Annotated in this window: 17 protein-coding genes; 11 read left to right on the plus strand and 6 right to left on the minus strand. The window is 66.1% G+C overall.

Going from position 1 to position 14995, the window contains the following annotated elements; genetic code table 11:
- Positions 1-46 precede the first annotated feature (46 nt).
- From IEV83_RS08400 to IEV83_RS08430, 7 genes are all read left to right on the plus strand, one after another.
- Entirely contained in the window at positions 47-910 is an 864-nt protein-coding gene (locus IEV83_RS08400; protein WP_181760979.1) for a phytanoyl-CoA dioxygenase family protein, read from the plus strand.
- A gap of 4 nt (positions 911-914) precedes the next feature.
- Complete coding sequence (locus tag IEV83_RS08405) at positions 915-1928, plus strand: adenosine deaminase (protein ID WP_181760978.1); 1014 nt, start codon at positions 915-917, stop codon at positions 1926-1928.
- Positions 1929-2084: 156 nt separating this feature from the next.
- Positions 2085-2714, plus strand: coding sequence for a uracil phosphoribosyltransferase (gene upp / locus IEV83_RS08410; RefSeq protein WP_181760977.1), 630 nt, complete (start codon positions 2085-2087; stop codon positions 2712-2714).
- A 44-nt stretch (positions 2715-2758) separates the two neighbouring features.
- Positions 2759-3520, plus strand: a complete 762-nt coding sequence (locus IEV83_RS08415; RefSeq protein ID WP_181760976.1) for an SDR family NAD(P)-dependent oxidoreductase — start codon at positions 2759-2761, stop codon at positions 3518-3520.
- A gap of 49 nt (positions 3521-3569) precedes the next feature.
- Positions 3570-4484 (plus strand): ribokinase, encoded by a 915-nt coding sequence (locus IEV83_RS08420; RefSeq protein WP_181760975.1) that lies wholly within the window; start codon positions 3570-3572, stop codon positions 4482-4484.
- A gap of 150 nt (positions 4485-4634) precedes the next feature.
- On the plus strand, positions 4635-5150 hold the full coding sequence (locus IEV83_RS08425) for a retropepsin-like aspartic protease family protein (RefSeq protein ID WP_181760974.1): 516 nt from the start codon (positions 4635-4637) through the stop codon (positions 5148-5150).
- A 131-nt stretch (positions 5151-5281) separates the two neighbouring features.
- On the plus strand, positions 5282-6313 hold the full coding sequence (locus IEV83_RS08430) for a histone deacetylase family protein (protein WP_181760973.1): 1032 nt from the start codon (positions 5282-5284) through the stop codon (positions 6311-6313).
- A 19-nt stretch (positions 6314-6332) separates the two neighbouring features.
- Here the strand turns inward: IEV83_RS08430 and IEV83_RS08435 are convergent, their stop codons facing one another.
- Positions 6333-6950 carry an HAD family hydrolase gene (locus IEV83_RS08435; RefSeq protein WP_181760972.1) on the minus strand — a complete coding sequence of 206 codons (618 nt, stop codon included), beginning with the start codon at positions 6948-6950 and terminating at the stop codon, positions 6333-6335.
- Between the two features lie 277 nt (positions 6951-7227).
- On the opposite strand from IEV83_RS08435, the gene IEV83_RS08440 reads away from it, so the two are divergent.
- Positions 7228-8256 carry a phosphate/phosphite/phosphonate ABC transporter substrate-binding protein gene (locus tag IEV83_RS08440; RefSeq protein WP_181760971.1) on the plus strand — a complete coding sequence of 343 codons (1029 nt, stop codon included), beginning with the start codon at positions 7228-7230 and terminating at the stop codon, positions 8254-8256.
- Here the strand turns inward: IEV83_RS08440 and IEV83_RS08445 are convergent.
- From IEV83_RS08445 to IEV83_RS08465, 5 genes are all read right to left on the minus strand, one after another.
- Positions 8246-9427 carry an acetate/propionate family kinase gene (locus IEV83_RS08445; RefSeq protein ID WP_181760970.1) on the minus strand — a complete coding sequence of 394 codons (1182 nt, stop codon included), beginning with the start codon at positions 9425-9427 and terminating at the stop codon, positions 8246-8248. The two genes, IEV83_RS08440 and IEV83_RS08445, sit on opposite strands and share 11 nt — an antisense overlap.
- Entirely contained in the window at positions 9424-10848 is a 1425-nt protein-coding gene (locus tag IEV83_RS08450) for a bifunctional enoyl-CoA hydratase/phosphate acetyltransferase (protein ID WP_181760969.1), read from the minus strand. The genes IEV83_RS08445 and IEV83_RS08450 overlap by 4 nt, the downstream gene beginning before the upstream one ends.
- A 151-nt stretch (positions 10849-10999) precedes the next feature.
- Positions 11000-11572, minus strand: a complete 573-nt coding sequence (locus tag IEV83_RS08455; RefSeq protein WP_181760968.1) for a TadE/TadG family type IV pilus assembly protein — start codon at positions 11570-11572, stop codon at positions 11000-11002.
- Positions 11572-12132 (minus strand): TadE/TadG family type IV pilus assembly protein, encoded by a 561-nt coding sequence (locus IEV83_RS08460; RefSeq protein ID WP_181760967.1) that lies wholly within the window; start codon positions 12130-12132, stop codon positions 11572-11574. The genes IEV83_RS08455 and IEV83_RS08460 overlap by 1 nt, the downstream gene beginning before the upstream one ends.
- Positions 12133-12177: 45 nt before the next feature.
- Complete coding sequence (locus tag IEV83_RS08465) at positions 12178-12669, minus strand: pilus assembly protein N-terminal domain-containing protein (RefSeq protein ID WP_209003051.1); 492 nt, start codon at positions 12667-12669, stop codon at positions 12178-12180.
- Positions 12670-13023: 354 nt separating this feature from the next.
- Between IEV83_RS08465 and IEV83_RS08470 the strand changes: the two genes are divergently transcribed.
- From IEV83_RS08470 to cpaB, 3 genes are all read left to right on the plus strand, one after another.
- Entirely contained in the window at positions 13024-13209 is a 186-nt protein-coding gene (locus IEV83_RS08470; RefSeq protein WP_181760966.1) for a Flp family type IVb pilin, read from the plus strand.
- A gap of 251 nt (positions 13210-13460) precedes the next feature.
- The gene (locus IEV83_RS08475) at positions 13461-13964 is read left to right on the plus strand and encodes an A24 family peptidase (RefSeq protein WP_181760965.1); all 504 of its coding nucleotides are present in this window, start codon (positions 13461-13463) and stop codon (positions 13962-13964) included.
- Positions 13965-14183: 219 nt separating this feature from the next.
- A complete protein-coding gene (gene cpaB, locus IEV83_RS08480) occupies positions 14184-14963 on the plus strand; it encodes a Flp pilus assembly protein CpaB (protein ID WP_181760964.1) in 780 nt (259 codons plus the stop codon).
- Positions 14964-14995: the final 32 nt, after the last annotated feature.

Consider the following 14995-nt stretch of genomic DNA (forward strand, 5'->3'; position numbering starts at 1 on the left):
TTTAGGGAACGGATCCGGCAGGGACTCTGCGGGGAGAGGGATGGGAATGATCGCAAGAAGTTTTGCCGCGCCAGCGGATGGCACGCTCACCGAGGAGATGAAGGCCGCCTACGCGGAAGACGGATTTCTGGTGCTGACCGGCTACAAGAGCGCTGACGAATGCGATCGCCTGAAGGCGCGCATGGGCGAGCTGATCGACGCGTTCGATCCGGCGGAAAACGCCTCCGTGTTCGAAACCGGCGCGCAGAGCCACGCCCGCGACCGGTATTTTCGCGAAAGCGGCGACAAGATCCGCTTCTTCTTCGAGGAAGAAGCGTTTGACGCGGACGGCCGGTTGACCCGGCCCAAGGCGGCGGCGCTCAACAAGGTCGGTCATGCGCTGCATGATCTCGACCCGGTGTTTGAGGCGTTTTCCCGCGATCCGCGTCTGGCCCGCACCGCCGCAGGTCTGGGGCTTGCGGCGCCGCTCCTGGCGCAGTCCATGTATATCTTCAAGCCGCCGGAAATCGGCGGTGAGGTCAATTGCCATCAGGATTCCACCTTCCTGCACACCGAGCCCCTGAGCTGCACCGGCTTCTGGTTCGCGCTGGAGGATGCGGATGAGGAAAACGGCGGGCTGATGGGCGGTCCGGGCGGGCACAAGGGGCCCTTGCGCCAGCGGTTTCACTACGATGGCGATGCCTTGCGGATGGAAACCCTCGATGAGACGCCCTTTGGCGAGGATGTTCCCTTGCGGGCGCCGAAGGGAACGCTGGTGATCCTGCACGGGCTGGTGCCGCATCGCTCCGCCCCCAACCGCTCGCCGCGCTCGCGCCACGCTTATGCGCTGCATCTGGTCGATGGCGCGGCGCGCTGGTCCCTCGACAACTGGCTGTTGCGCGCGGCGGACAATCCCATGCGGGGGTTCTGAGCCGATGGAGGCGCCGCTGGGGCGCGGTCCCCTACCCAAGGCCGAACTGCATGTGCATGTGGAAGGCGCCGCGCCGCCCGATCTGGTGCGCCGGCTCGCGGAGAAATACTCCGTCGACATCGGCGGGCTCTTCAACGAGGACGGCGGTTACGACTGGCAGGATTTCTCCTCCTTTCTGGCCGTCTATGACAAGGCGAGCCGGCTGTTCCGCGCGCCCGAGGATTATGCGCTTCTGAGCGAGACCTATCTGCGTCAGTTGGCGGCGGAAGGGGCGATCTATGCGGAGCTGACCATCTCGCCGGACCATGCTGCCGGGGCGGGCCTGTCCTATGCCGCTTATGTGGGCGGGCTGGCGGAAGGCATCGAGCGCGCCCGGGCGGAGACCGGCATCGAGGCCCGGATGATCGCCATCGGCGTGCGCCATTTCGGTGCCCAGGCGGTGGAGCGGGTGGCCCTGCAGGTGACCGGCGCGCCTCATCCGCTGGTGACCGGCTTCGGCCTTGCCGGCGATGAGCGCGAGGGCCATCCCGCCAGCTTCGCCCGCGCCTTTCGCATCGCCGGGGAGGCGGGGCTCGGGCTGACCGCCCATGCCGGTGAATTCGCCGGCCCGGAGAGTGTCGCGGCGGCGCTCGACTTCCTCAAGGTCCGCCGGATCGGCCATGGCGTGCGGGCGATCGAGGATCCGGCGCTGGTCGAGCGGTTGGCGGCGGAGGGCATCGTGCTGGAGGTCTGCCCCGGCTCCAACCTGGCGCTCGGCCTTTATGGCGCCTTGCGGTTCCACCCGGTCAACCTCCTGCGCCGGGCGGGATGCCGGATCACGCTGAACTCGGACGATCCGCCGTTCTTCCGCACCACTTTGGGACAGGAATACGCTTCCTGCGCGGAGGTTTTCGGCTGGTCGCGGGAGGATCTCATCGCCATCACTGGCTGCGCCATCGACGCGGCCTTCTGCGATGACGAGACCCGCGCGGCGTTGCGCCGACGTCTGCCGGCCGTCCCGGCACAGTGGCAAACCTGAGGAAAAAAGACGAAATCTCACCCGGCATGCACCCTCGCGGCTGGCAAGGCTGTTCATCCGCGCGCGAAAAGGGCATGTAGGAAACTCCAGAGACGGTAACCCGACAGGCCGCCCGGCATGTGTTTCCGGCCAGCGGCGAAAGACAAGAGGCGCGACATGACCGGTGCCACGGTAATCGACCACCCGCTCGTCCAGCACAAGCTGACCCATATGCGGATGAAGGACACCTCGACCCAGGGCTTTCGTCGGCTCTTGCGGGAAATCGCGGTGCTTCTCACCTATGAGGTCACCCGCGACCTGCCGATCACGACGACGGAGATCGAAACGCCGCTGCAGCCGATGAACGCGCCGGTGATCGAGGGCAAGAAGCTGGTGTTCGCCTCGGTGCTGCGCGCCGGCAATGGCCTTCTGGAAGGCATGCTGGAGCTGGTACCGGCCGCCCGCGTCGCCCATGTCGGCCTTTACCGCGATCCGAAGACCCTTCAGCCGGTCGAATATTATTTCAAGGCACCGGAAGGCATGGCCGAACGGCTGGTGATTGTCGTCGATCCGATGCTGGCCACCGCCAATTCGGCCATCGCCGCGGTGCAGCGGCTGAAGGAGGCGGGGGCGACCCAGTTGCGCTTCCTCTGCCTGCTGGCAGCGCCCGAAGGCATCGAGAAGTTCATTGCCGCCCATCCCGATGTGCCGGTGTTCACCGCCGCCATCGACGCGGGGTTGAACGAGAAGAGCTACATACTGCCCGGCCTTGGCGATGCGGGCGACCGCATGTACGGCACCAAGTAAAACCGTCAGTTTTTTATATCATTCGAACTGTCCGAGGGGGATTTATGGGCGGAGCGATCTATCCGGATCTGCAGGAACGCACGGTTTTGGTTACCGGCGGTGGCAGCGGCATTGGTGCGGAAATCGTCCGGCACTTTGCCGCGCAGGGCGCGCGGGTCGGCTTCATCGACATTGCCGCCGAGGCGTCAGAGGCGCTGGTGCAAGAGCTGACCGCCGAGGGCCGGACGGTCCACTTCGAACAGGCGGACCTGACCGATATCGACGCGCTCCGCGCCGCCATTGACCGGGTCCGTGAGGCGTTCGGCCCGATCACCGTTCTGGTCAACAACGCGGCCCATGATGAGCGTCATGCGCTGGAAGACGTGACGCCGGAGTATTGGGACCAGCGGATGGCGGTCAATCTCCGGCATCAGTTCTTCTGCGCCCAGGCGGTGGTGCCGGACATGCGCGCGGCCGGTGGCGGCGCCATCGTCAACATGGGCTCGATTTCCTGGATGATCGGCGAGGGCAACATGGCCGGTTACACCGCCAGCAAATCGGCGGTGCTCGGGCTGACCCGCTCGCTTGCCCGCGATCTTGGCCCGGACAATATCCGCGTCAATTCCATCGCGCCCGGCTGGATCATGACCCAGCGCCAGATCGACCTCTGGCTGACCGAGGAGGGCGAGCAGAACATCATGAAAAGGCAGTGCCTGAAGCGCAAGCTGGTGCCGGCCGATGTGGCGCGGGTGGTGCTGTTCTACGCTTCCTCCGAAGCCTCCGCCTGCACCAACCAGAGCTACATCGTCGACGGCGGCTGGGTCTGATCGCGCCGCCAGGTCGCCGGTCCGGCATCGCGCACGGAAAGGGCCTGCCATGATCATCGTCTTCGGCTCGATCAATCTCGATCTGGTGGTGGCGCTGCCGCGCCTGCCGCGCCCCGGCGAGACCATCGTCGGCCCTGACCATCAGGCCTTTGCCGGGGGCAAGGGCGCCAATCAGGCCCTGTCCGCCCGCCGCGCCGGGGCCTCTGTCCGCATGGTCGGGGCCGTCGGGTCGGATTCCCATGCCGGCCCGGCACTGGCAAACCTGACCGCCGCCGGTGTCGATCTCTCCCATGTGCGGCATCTTGAGGGCGCGACCGGGATCGCCATGATCGGCGTCGATGCCGGGGGCGAGAACCTGATCATGTGCGCCAGCGGGGTCAACGCCCGGGTGGTGCCAGAGTGGCTCGACGGTTGCCTTGAAACCGGTGATCTTCTGGTGCTGCAACGGGAGCTGGAGGCCGAGCCCATCGCCGAGGCGGTGCGGCGCGCGGAGGCGGTCGGGGCGCGGGTGCTGTTGAACACCGCGCCGTCCGGCGATACGGCGTTGGCCGGGCTGGTCGACCGGGTCGACATCGTTGTCGCCAATGAGGCGGAGGCAGCGGAGCTGGCGCAGGCCCGGGGCGCGGCCGGAACGGATGCCGAGGCCCATTGCGCGGCGCTGGCCGGACCGGAACGGCTGGCGGTGGTGACCCTTGGCGGGCGCGGGCTGGTGGCCCGGCGCGGAAAGAAGCGCTGGCGGGTGGCCGCGCGGGCGGTCGAGGTGGTCGATACCACCGGCGCGGGCGACGCCTTCGTCGGCGCGCTGGCTGCGGCGCTGGATCGCGGCGCTCCGGTGGAGCGGGCTCTGTGCGAGGGAACGGCGGCGGGCGCGCTGGCCTGCACCGCCAATGGCGCCCAGTCGAGCGCGCCGGATGCGGATGCGATCGCGGCCCTTGCCGATACGCTGACCTGCAGCGCCGAATAGCCGGACCCTGTTTCAAGGGCGGCGGAACAAGGAGGGAAAGCGATCTTCGTTTTCGCCCTTTCCTATCCGGTTCACCTGTTCCTAAGCACCTCCGGTGCACGCTAGGGCAAGAGGAAGGCCCGGCACGCGGGAACGTTCAAGGGAACCATCATGCTGCGCTATCTTGTCATCGCCGCCGTCGTGGTCGTCGCGGCGATCTTCGGGCCGCGCTTGACCGAGCAGGTGCTCGACCGGGCGGCGACGGAAACGCGCGCGGCATCAGTGAGCGATGAGGACCGGCGGCCGCGTACGGGCAAGCGTACGCTGGTGATCAAGGCCGACCGCAGCGGCCATTTTCGCACCACCGTTCGCCTCAACAATCGGCCGGTCGATGCGCTCATCGACACCGGCGCCACGGCGATTGCCCTGCCGGCGGAGGTCGCGCGCCGGTCCGGCGTTCGGCCCAGGGCGTCCGATTATACGGTGCGGGTCAGGACCGCGAACGGCATGGTGCGGGCGGCCCCCATGCGCATTGGCGATGTGCGCCTTGGCAGCATTCGCCTCAGGAACGTGGACGCGCTGGTGATGCCCGAAGGTGCGCTGGAGGTGACGCTTGTCGGCATGTCGGCGCTGGGGCTGCTGCGCACCGTCGATATCCGCGCCGGCACCATGCGGCTTGTGCAGTAAGGCCGCCGCCGGGACTGGACTTCGCGGAACGAACGGCCCATTGCTGAGGTCTTGGTGACCGCCGGACAGGGCCCCGTGCCCGGTGCCGAAGGATTGCCTTTCCCACCTTGCCAAGGGACCGCGCAGAACCGATGAAAACCGTCTTCTCTCCCGGGCAGCTTGCCCATGATCCGCGACATGAAATTTCCGATGGCGAACTGAAACCGGCCGTGGAGATCCCGGCGAGGGCCGAGATCGTCCGCGCGCGCATTCTTGAGGCCGGAATGGGAGAGATCCTGGCGCCGGAGGAGTTCGGCATGGCGCCGCTCGCCCGGGTGCATGATGCCGGGTATCTTGATTTTCTCGACAGTTTCTGGAGCCGATGGACCGAGGCGGGACGGGGCGGCGAGGCCTTTCCCTTCGTCTGGCCGGTGCGCGGCCTGCGGGCCGATCCGGTGCCGGACCATATCGACGGGCTGTTGGGGCGATACTCCTTCGACGCCGGAACGCCCATGGGGGAGGAAACCTTCGCCGCCGCCCGCGCCAGTGCCAATTCCGCGCTGACCGGGGCGCGCCTCGTTGCTGGCGGAGATCGCGCCGCCTTTGCGCTCTGCCGCCCGCCGGGACACCATGCGGCGGCCGATTACTACGGCGGCTACTGCTTTCTCAACAACGCGGGCATTGCCGCCCAGTGGCTGCGCGACGCCGGCGCGGCGCGGGTGGCGATCTTCGATGTCGACTACCACCATGGCAACGGCACCCAGGCGATCTTCTACGACCGCTCCGATGTGCTGTTCCTGTCGGTCCATGCCGATCCGCGCGAGGAATACCCCTATTTCCTTGGCCATGCGGAAGAGACCGGGATCGGTGCCGGCGAGGGCTTCAACGTCAACTATCCGCTGGCACCGGGGGCGGACTGGGCCATCTGGTCGGCCGCGCTCGATGCCGGGCTGGAGCGGATTGCCCGCTTTGCGCCCGACGTTCTGATCGTCTCGCTGGGGCTCGATCCTTACGAGAAGGATCCGATCTCGCGCTTCCGGCTGACCCAGGACGACTTCACCCGGCTCGGCGCCCGGCTGGCGCGGGCTGGCCTGCCGACCCTTTTTGTGCTGGAGGGCGGCTATGCGGTCGATGCGCTTGGGGTCAATTGCGTCAACACCCTGACCGGGTTCGAGGCCGGCTGACGCCCCGGAGCGGCCACGGTCAGACCGGGAAGCCGAGGCCCTGAAGATGCCGGCGCAGGGCCTCGGGGCCGGTGAAATGCACCGCTGCCATGCCGGCGGCGCGGGCGCCCTCCACATTCGCCGCGCTGTCGTCGATGAAGATCGTCTGCGCCGGGTCGAGGGGATTGCGCTCGAACAGGATGTCGTAGATCCTCCGATCCGGCTTGACGCAGCGCTCATGCGCGGAGACGACGATGTCGCGGAAGGAATTGGCGAGGAACGGGAAGCGCTCCTGGCATTCGGCGAATTTCTCGCCGGAGAAATTGGTGATCGCGTAAAGCGGAACGCCGGCGGCCTTCAGCTCTTCCAGAAGCGTCACGGTGCCGTCGATGGCGCCGGGCACCATGTCGTGCCAACGGCTGTCCCAGGCGCGGATCGGCTCCGCATGCTCGGGAAACAGCGCCAGCCGCTCGGCGATGGCGTCCTTGAACGTCCGGCCCAGATCCTGTTGCAGGTTCCAGTCATGGGTGCAGACTTCGGCGAGAAACCGGTCGGCTTCCTCCTCATTGCCGAAGATGTCCCGGTAGAGCAGGCGGGGATCCCAGTGGATCAGCACATTGCCGATATCGAAGACGACCGTGTCTACACTGCGTGGCATGATGGAACCTGTGTGAATCGTGTGAACGGGAAAATGCCCGATACCCCGGGTTTGTGACAATTCGTCGGTTCCCGGAAAAGGTCGGACAGATAATGCACCGGTTTCGGTAAAGCGGATGGGCAGGATGGCTCTGTACGGATCTGCGAAAGATCAACCGGACGCGGCGGATTGTCAAAGTGCAAGCGTGGGACGGTGCCTCGGCCGGGTGCGGGTCACCGGCCTGTGTCTCATCCTCCTCTGCCTGCTTCCGGCCGCAGGTGCCGTCAGGTCGCAGGATATGCCGCCTCAAGAGGACGCCGTGGAGGAGCTTGCGCCCCCCGCCCTCTACCTGCCCTGGCCGGAGGAGGAGCTTGCGGAAGGCGGAGGCGAGGGCGATGCCGACGATCCCGACGCCGCGCCGGATGCAACGCCAGATGGCGCTTCGGGTGAAGATCGGACCTTCGATCCGGAACTGACCGCACTGCTGCCGGTGCTGCGGGTCGGCTTGGTGCTGGAGCCGTCCGCCGGGGAATTTTCGGTGGCCGAACCGTTCCGCGCCGCGCTGGAGGCGGGCCTGCGCATCCCGGTGATGCTGATCGCCTATCGCGATCTACCGCATTTGCAGCGGGCGATCATCCGGGGGGCGGTCGACTATGCGCCGCTGTCCGCCTCCGCCTATGCGGATGCCTGGCGGCGCTGCGCCTGTCTGGAGCCGCTGGTCGCCCCGCGCGGTGAGGATGGGGCAACCGGCTGGCAGGCGGTCGCCCTCGTTGCCGCCGATGCCCGCTACCGCGCTCTGTCGGATCTGGCAGGCAAGCGGCTTGCCACTTCCGGCCCCGGCTCGACCGCCGGCTACCGGGTGCCCCTTGCCGCGCTGCGCGAGCAGGGACACGACCCGGAGACCTATTTCGCGAAAGCCACGGCCCACGATGGCCCGGTCGCCGCCGCTCTGGCCGTTCTCGCCGGCAAGGCGGATGTGGCGTTTGGCTGGCGACCGCTGGGGGGCGGTGATCCGCCCACCCGGGGCACCTTGCAGGATGTGGCCAAGGAGCGGGGCGGAGCCTCGGGCCTGCGCGTCGTCTGGTCCTCAGCCCCCATCGGCAATGCGCCGCACACCATTCGCCTTGGTGTGCCTGCCGCCGTGCGCGAGCGGATCGTCGAGGTGCTGTTGGCACCGCCCACGCCGGGCGAGGCGGCACCGCTGGCGATCTCGCCGCAAGGCTTCGTGCCGGTGGCCCAAGCCGATTACGCCCCGGTGCTGGCCACCTATCCGCAAGGTGGTGACGGCACGGGGCGTCTGCGGCCGCTTCGGCCGATCAGCCCCTGATCAGCTTGCGGGCTGCCCGGGCGATCATCCTCTCCTCATCGGTGGGAATGCGCAGCACGGTCACCGCCGAGCCGGATGCGGAGAGCACATCCGCATTGGCCGCATTGGCCGCCTCGTCGAAGGCAAGGCCGAGCCACGCCTGCCCGGTGCAGACCATCTGCCGGATCAGCCGCGAGTGTTCGCCGATGCCGCCGGTGAAGACCAGCGCGTCGAGACCGCCGAGCACCGCCGTCAGCCCGCCCAGTTCACGGCGGATGCGGGCGACGAAATGCTCGATTGCCTGGGCTGCGCGCGGGTCGTCCGAGGCCTCCAGCTCGCGCATGTCCGAGGAGATCTCGGACAGGCCCTTCAGCCCGGAATCGTGGTAGAGCAGGGTGGCGATGGCATCGCCGTCCATGCCCCGCTGCTGCATCAGGTAGAGCAGTACGCCCGGGTCGATCTGACCGCAGCGGGTGCCCATCACCAGCCCGTCCAGCGCCGAAAAGCCCATGGTGGAGGAAATGCTGCGCCCCTCATGCATGGCGCACATGGAGGCGCCATTGCCCAAATGCGCGGCGATCACCCGCTTCTTGGCGATCTCCGGGGCAATCTCCGCCAGGCGGCAGGAGATGTAGTCATAGGAGACGCCGTGGAAGCCGTAGCGGCGCACACCCTCGTCGTAATACTGGCGCGGCAGGGCGAACACGGTTTCGGCGAAGGAATGGCCACGGTGGAAGGCGGTGTCGAAACAGGCGACCTGCCGGGCGTCCGGGAAGGCGACCCGCGCCGCGCGAATGCCGGAGATGTTGTGCGGCTGATGCAGCGGGGCGAGCGGGATCAGCCGTTCCAGATCTTCAAGGATCCGGTCGTTCACCTCCACCGGGTCGCCGTAGTTCGGGCCGCCATGCACCACCCGGTGGCCGACGGCGAGAACGCGCGCGTCCGGCAGCGCTTCATCCAGCCAGGCGACGACCACCGCCAGCGCGCTTTCGTGGCAGAACGCCTCTTTCGGCGACAGCGCCCGGTCGGCCTTCGGAATGTCGCTATCGCCGGAAATCCGCAGATGCGGATGGTCCGTGCCCAGCCCGTCGACCTCACCATGCAGGTGCGAATGGTCCGCGTCGAACAGCTGGAACTTGATGGAGGAGGAGCCGGCGTTGAGAACGAGAACGGACCCGTCGATGGCGCTCATTGGCTGGCCTCCCCGGTCAGGGGCGTGTCGGTGGTGAGCGCCGCGCCGTTCTGCTGCCAGTAGTCGTAGAGCAGCGCCAGAACGCAGGAGCTGAGCCGGGCCCGTTCGTCGTCGGCGCGGCTGGTGAGGATCACCGGCACGCTGGCGCCGATGACAAGGCCGGCCGCCTCCGCATGGGCGATGAAGGTCAGCTCCTTGGCCAGCATGTTGCCGGCTTCAAGGTTGGGGGCGATCAGAATATCCGCATGCCCGGCGACCAGCGAGGTGATGCCCTTGGTGCGGGCGGCCTGCACGTCGATGGCATTGTCCATCGCCAGGGGGCCGTCGACGATGCCACCGGTGATCTGGCCGCGTTCGGCCATCTTCGACAAAACCGCCGCGTCGATGCTGGAGGGCATCGCCGGATTGACCGTCTCGATCGCCGACAGAACCCCGACCTTCGGTTCCGACATGCCGATCGCCCGGCCGAGATCGATGGCGTTCTGAACGATATCGACCTTGGCGAGAAGGTCCGGCGCGATGTTGATCGCCGCGTCGGAAATGATCACCGGCGAGGGGCGGCCGGGAATGTCCATGACGAAGCAATGGCTGAGGCGCTTGCCGGTGCGCAGGCCGCCATCGCGCTTGACCACATGCTTCAGCAGCATGTCGGTGTGGAGATGCCCCTTCATCACCGCCCGGGCGCGTCCCGAATGCACCAGCGAGACGGCCATCGCCGCCGCCGCGTCCTCGCGCGGCACGTCGATGATCTCGATACCGGAAAGGTCGGCGCCGATTTCCGCTGCGGCTGCCTCGATATCGGCGGTCTTGCCGACCAGGATCGGCACGATCAGCCCCTCGCGGGCGCCCAGCAGCGCGCCGCCGAGCGAATGCGGATCGTCCGGCGAGGCGACGGCGACCGGCAGGGCCGGCAGTCGGGAGGCCAGCTCGGTCAGCCGGTCGAAATGCTGGTGCCGCTCGATCAGGATGCCCGGCAGTTCGGCGGCATCGAAGGTGATACGCCGGTCCGGCGCAGTCACCACCGCCTCGCCCTCGGCGATGACGGTGCCGTCGGAGCGGGTCACCCGGGTCGCCAAATCGACCTGGCGGTCGGCCGCTTTGTTGGTGACGGTGACGGTGGCGGTCAGGCTGTCACCAAGGTGGACCCGGTCGAGAAAGCGGAAGGTCTGGCTGCGGTAGACGGTTCCAGGTCCTGGCAGGACATTGCCAAGAACGGCGGAAATCAGCGCGCCGACCCACATGGAGGGGGCGATCGGGTCATCCTTCTTGCCATCGCCCGTCCAGTCGATGTCGGGGATGTGCACCGGATTGATGTTGCCGGAGGCATGGGCGAAAACAAACAGATCGTTGATGGTCAGCGCCCGCGACAGGGTCGCGCTTTCCCCGATCTCGATTTCGTCAAAGGTCCGGTTTTTCGCCATTGTGTCTTGTCCTCCTAGCCGGCGGCCTGCCCGGGGAGGGGGCGGCCGTGGCGCTCTAGCCATGCGCCGCCCGTCAGGGCGGCGGCTTTCCGGTCAACATCGGGTCTGATCGTGAAAAGGGAATGAACCCCGGGGCGGGATGCGCCGCGTGTCAGGAGCAACAGGTCACGTTGGTGCTGATGCGCGGACGCAGATAATAGGTGTCTCCAAGGGTGATCGTGCCGGTGCCGAAGATATCCTTCACCAGGCCGGAGAACATTGGCGTGAATGCGTATTCGGTGGTGGCGACGATCAGATAGGTGTTCTTGGTCTTGGTCAGCTCGGCCGGAAGGGGGATCGGCGGGGCGCCGCCACTGGCCCAGGCACCGGTGTTGCTGGCGCGGCTCCACACCACCTGGGGCTTGTCCACGTCCTTGATCCAGATGCTGGCGACCACGAGTTTCAGATCGGTGCCCGGGTAGGGCGACAGGATTACATCGCCCATCTTCAGGATATCGGCGATCTCGCCGCTGGACAGCTTGTCCGCCTGGGCCACCAGGTCGGCGACCGCGCTGCTCGCCTGACTGACCTTGCGGTCGAGGGTGAGCGCGTTGTTCAGCTCCAGCATGCCGATGAACAAGAGCACCATGAAGGGCAGGACCAGCGCGAATTCGACCGCCGCCACGCCTTGCCGGTTGTCCGCGAAGCGGGCGACGATCCGGCCGATTTGCTGCCGCGCGCCCATCAATTCCCCCCTTGCTGGGTCGACCAGGGGAAGGGCTCGTTGCGGAACACGGCGGTGGAGACCAGCAGCCGGTCGCCGGATCCAAGATCGCCGTAGTTGGTCTTCATGAGGGCGGAGATGAGCGGCCAGCGATACAGTGCGCGGACGATGATGATGTCACCGGCCGCACCGTGATCGTAGCCGATGTCCTGGGTAACATTGCCGGTGTCGTCGATGAGCTGCTTTGGCGAGAAGCCGCCGAAGCCCTGGATCTTCTCCACGTCGAGGGTCAACCGGTCGGCGCTGATCGGGAAGCCGGAGACGCTGTCCATGATCTGCGCCTTGAAGGTTTCCTGATTGAAGCCCTGGGCGTGGGCCTGTCCGGTCCGGATCAGTCGGGCCGCGTCCATCACCGCGTTGTTCAGCACCTGATTGGCGAAGAACGACAGGCCGATCTCGATGATGCCGAACAGCAGAAGGAAAAACGGGATGGCGACAAAGGCGAACTCGATCGCCGTGGTTCCCTCGCGGTTGCGGATGAAGCCGCGCAGGAGCCGCAGCCTCGGAAGCCGGAGGGACAAACGCTGTCGAAACATCAAACGCCCGTTCATGGCTGGGTTTATCGCCTAGTTGGTGACCCCGGCGGCTTTTTCCGACATGTCGTTGCGGGAGGTTGCCTGTTTGGTCTGGGCCTCGAACGCGTCGAAATTGTCGCCGACGCGCAGCACCGGCTCGCAGTCCGGCGCGCAGGAATAGGTGGTGCGCGAGGTGTTGCGCATCACAGTGACCACATCATTGCCGGAGGTGCTGACCCGGATCACCTCGTCGATGATCGGCTCGCCCTTCTTGTCGAGAATGACCAGGTTGGTGGTGCCGTAGAGCTTGCCGGTCACCACCACCGTTTGCCGGTCGTACATGGTGACGTCGGCAATCGCCGGGTTGCCGACGATGACCGTGTCCGCGGGCGCGTCGATGCGAAATACCTTGGCACGGTCGGTCATGACCTCCACCGCCCCGTCCTGGGCGATGGCGGGAAGGGAGGACGATGCGCACATGGCGAGCGTGATTGCCGCCAGACGGAAAAAGGCTCCCGGCTTTTTGCGAAAAAACGACACCATGGCTGGCTCCTCGGACGAATTCCTACCCGAATGTGAAGGAGATTGGTGAAGGAAGCGCTAACGCGCCAGGCACGGTCATCTCCCCAAGGGGCAGGCGGGACCGTGCCTTGCCCGGCCGGCGGGCTTGCGAAGGAGGGGCGGGGCGTCATCATGCCGAAGTGTCTCGAAATAAAATCTTTGAAGGTTATTAACCATAGGAAGACACGGGCGGTGGTTTGTTGTTGTGCCTTTGGAATTTAACCTTGTCGCAAGGAGTGGCTTCTATGTTGGCAACATCTTCGATCGACTGAAAAGTTGAAGACAAAGCCGACGAAGTGGTGCTGTCAAAACAAGCTGAATATTAGGAGCCAACCGATGAAGAATCTTCTCGCCCGCTTTGCCAAGGATGAATCCGGCGCGACCGCCATCGAATACGGCCTGATCGCCGGCCTGATCTCGATCGCCATCGTCGCCGCCGTCGAGGCCTCCGGTGGCGCCATCTCCGGCATCTTCAGCACGATCCAGGGCAAGCTGGAAGGCGCTCAGGGCAAGGTGAAGTAATTTCGGCAATCCTTCACCCAGGGTTCTGGTCCTGCCGGCCTTCGGATGACCACGTCGCCGGCCGGACGCACTGGGAGGGTTGACGCGGGCGGCACCAGCCGCCCGCATCCGTTTCCGCCATGGTCTTCTTGCCAGCGGGGACGGACATCGCCTCGCGCCGGCCCCAGCCGGGGCGGCGTGAGTGCCGGACGCCAGTCTTTGCCGCTCGCGGAACCAGAGGCTCTACCAGCGGCTGTTCGAAGGGATGTGAGATGCTCGAAGCGGCGCTGCTCGTGGTGTTCCCCTGTCTGGTGGCCTATGCCGGCGCGTCGGATCTGTTCACCATGACGATCCCGAACCGGGTGTCGCTGCTGCTGATCGCCGGCTTTGCGATCCTTTCCCCCTTCATTGGCCTGACACTGACCGATATCGGCCTGCATCTGCTCATGGGCGCCATGGTCCTTGTCCTTTGCTTCGGCTGTTTTGCCATGGGCTGGATGGGCGGCGGCGATGCCAAGCTCGCCACGGCGGTTGGGCTTTGGTTCGGGTTGTCCCCGGCCATGCTGGAATTCGCGGTGTTCGCGGCCGTTTATGGCGCGGTGTTGACGCTGGCCATCGTCTATTTCCGCGGCGTCGACTATCTGCCGTCGATCCTGCACAATCAGCGCTGGGTGCTGCGACTGCACGATAGCTCGCGCGGCATTCCCTATGGCGTCACCCTGGCGCTGGCGGCGCTGCAGGCCTATCCGCAGTCGGTCTGGTTCGCGGCCCTGTAGTCTCCCGGAACAGAGGCAGGCACAGGTGAAGTCTTAACAAGACCTGAAGACCGAGACGCAAAAAAATCCATTTTGCGAAAAGGTTAATATCCGTTCATCAATATTGCTCATACCTGATTAACCATGTCTTGACCATTTCTCCCCCACAGTAAAAACGACAGGGGTCGGTATGCGTGATGCATCCGGCGCGGAATGGTTGTTTGCGTGGGTGTTAGGGACATGAAAGTCGCACGGTTGGTTATCCTGGGTGTGGCGCTGGGCGCGGGTCTTCTGGCCGCGCGCATGATGATGGGCTCCGCACCGGATCCGGTTCCTCAGCAGGCAAGCGCTCCCGCGCCCGAAATCGAGCGCAGGGAGGTGCTGACGGCCGCCAGGGACGTGGCGCTGGGCACGGCGCTGTCGGCCGACGATCTGAGCTGGGCTGAATGGCCGAAGGACCTGGCGCCGCAAAACGCCATCCTGCGGTCCGACCAACCCGATGCGCTCGATGAATTCGTCGGCCAGATCGCCAAGGCGCCGGTCTATGCCGGCGAGCCGATCCGCGCGGAACGGCTGATCGCCACGGATCGCGGGTTCATGGCGGCGATCCTGCCGAAGGGCAAACGGGCGATCGGCGTGTCGGTCGAGGCGCTGACCACCGCCGGCGGTTTCATTCTGCCGGGCGACAAGGCCGATGTGATCCTGACCCGCCAGGTGAACGCACGCGGCGGCAATTCCTTCACCAGCGAAACCATCCTTCAGAACATTCGCGTTCTTGCCATCGACACCACCACGGCCGGCGAGCAGGACGAGAAGACCCTGACGCCGGGCCAGACGGCGACGCTGGAGCTGACGCCGGAGCAGGCGGAGATCGTCGCCCAGGCCAGCCAGCTCGGCACCATCTCCCTTGTGTTGCGCAGTGCGCAGGATTCCGCGGATGACGCGGAGGAAGAGGCCGTCGGTGGCGGCGTCAATTTCGTGAAATTCGGCGTGCCCAGTCATTCCCGGACCAACCGATAGGACGAGATGGGGCGATGACGTCAAGGAGAACA

The sequence above is a fragment of the Stappia taiwanensis genome (assembly GCF_014635285.1).
Lineage (GTDB): Bacteria > Pseudomonadota > Alphaproteobacteria > Rhizobiales > Stappiaceae > Stappia > Stappia taiwanensis.

Excerpts from the sequence above, each read along its gene's own strand:
- IEV83_RS08400 (WP_181760979.1), top strand. The coding sequence starts at position 47 with ATGATCGCAAGAAGTTTTGCCGCGCCAGCGGATGGCACGCTCACCGAG.
- IEV83_RS08405 (WP_181760978.1), top strand. The coding sequence starts at position 915 with ATGGAGGCGCCGCTGGGGCGCGGTCCCCTACCCAAGGCCGAACTGCAT.
- upp (WP_181760977.1), top strand. The coding sequence starts at position 2,085 with ATGACCGGTGCCACGGTAATCGACCACCCGCTCGTCCAGCACAAGCTG.
- IEV83_RS08415 (WP_181760976.1), top strand. The coding sequence starts at position 2,759 with ATGGGCGGAGCGATCTATCCGGATCTGCAGGAACGCACGGTTTTGGTT.
- IEV83_RS08420 (WP_181760975.1), top strand. The coding sequence starts at position 3,570 with ATGATCATCGTCTTCGGCTCGATCAATCTCGATCTGGTGGTGGCGCTG.
- IEV83_RS08425 (WP_181760974.1), top strand. The coding sequence starts at position 4,635 with ATGCTGCGCTATCTTGTCATCGCCGCCGTCGTGGTCGTCGCGGCGATC.
- IEV83_RS08430 (WP_181760973.1), top strand. The coding sequence starts at position 5,282 with ATGAAAACCGTCTTCTCTCCCGGGCAGCTTGCCCATGATCCGCGACAT.
- IEV83_RS08435 (WP_181760972.1), bottom strand. The coding sequence starts at position 6,950 with ATGCCACGCAGTGTAGACACGGTCGTCTTCGATATCGGCAATGTGCTG.
- IEV83_RS08440 (WP_181760971.1), top strand. The coding sequence starts at position 7,228 with ATGCCGCCTCAAGAGGACGCCGTGGAGGAGCTTGCGCCCCCCGCCCTC.
- IEV83_RS08445 (WP_181760970.1), bottom strand. The coding sequence starts at position 9,427 with ATGAGCGCCATCGACGGGTCCGTTCTCGTTCTCAACGCCGGCTCCTCC.
- IEV83_RS08450 (WP_181760969.1), bottom strand. The coding sequence starts at position 10,848 with ATGGCGAAAAACCGGACCTTTGACGAAATCGAGATCGGGGAAAGCGCG.
- IEV83_RS08455 (WP_181760968.1), bottom strand. The coding sequence starts at position 11,572 with ATGGGCGCGCGGCAGCAAATCGGCCGGATCGTCGCCCGCTTCGCGGAC.
- IEV83_RS08465 (WP_209003051.1), bottom strand. The coding sequence starts at position 12,669 with ATGGTGTCGTTTTTTCGCAAAAAGCCGGGAGCCTTTTTCCGTCTGGCG.
- IEV83_RS08470 (WP_181760966.1), top strand. The coding sequence starts at position 13,024 with ATGAAGAATCTTCTCGCCCGCTTTGCCAAGGATGAATCCGGCGCGACC.
- IEV83_RS08475 (WP_181760965.1), top strand. The coding sequence starts at position 13,461 with ATGCTCGAAGCGGCGCTGCTCGTGGTGTTCCCCTGTCTGGTGGCCTAT.
- cpaB (WP_181760964.1), top strand. The coding sequence starts at position 14,184 with ATGAAAGTCGCACGGTTGGTTATCCTGGGTGTGGCGCTGGGCGCGGGT.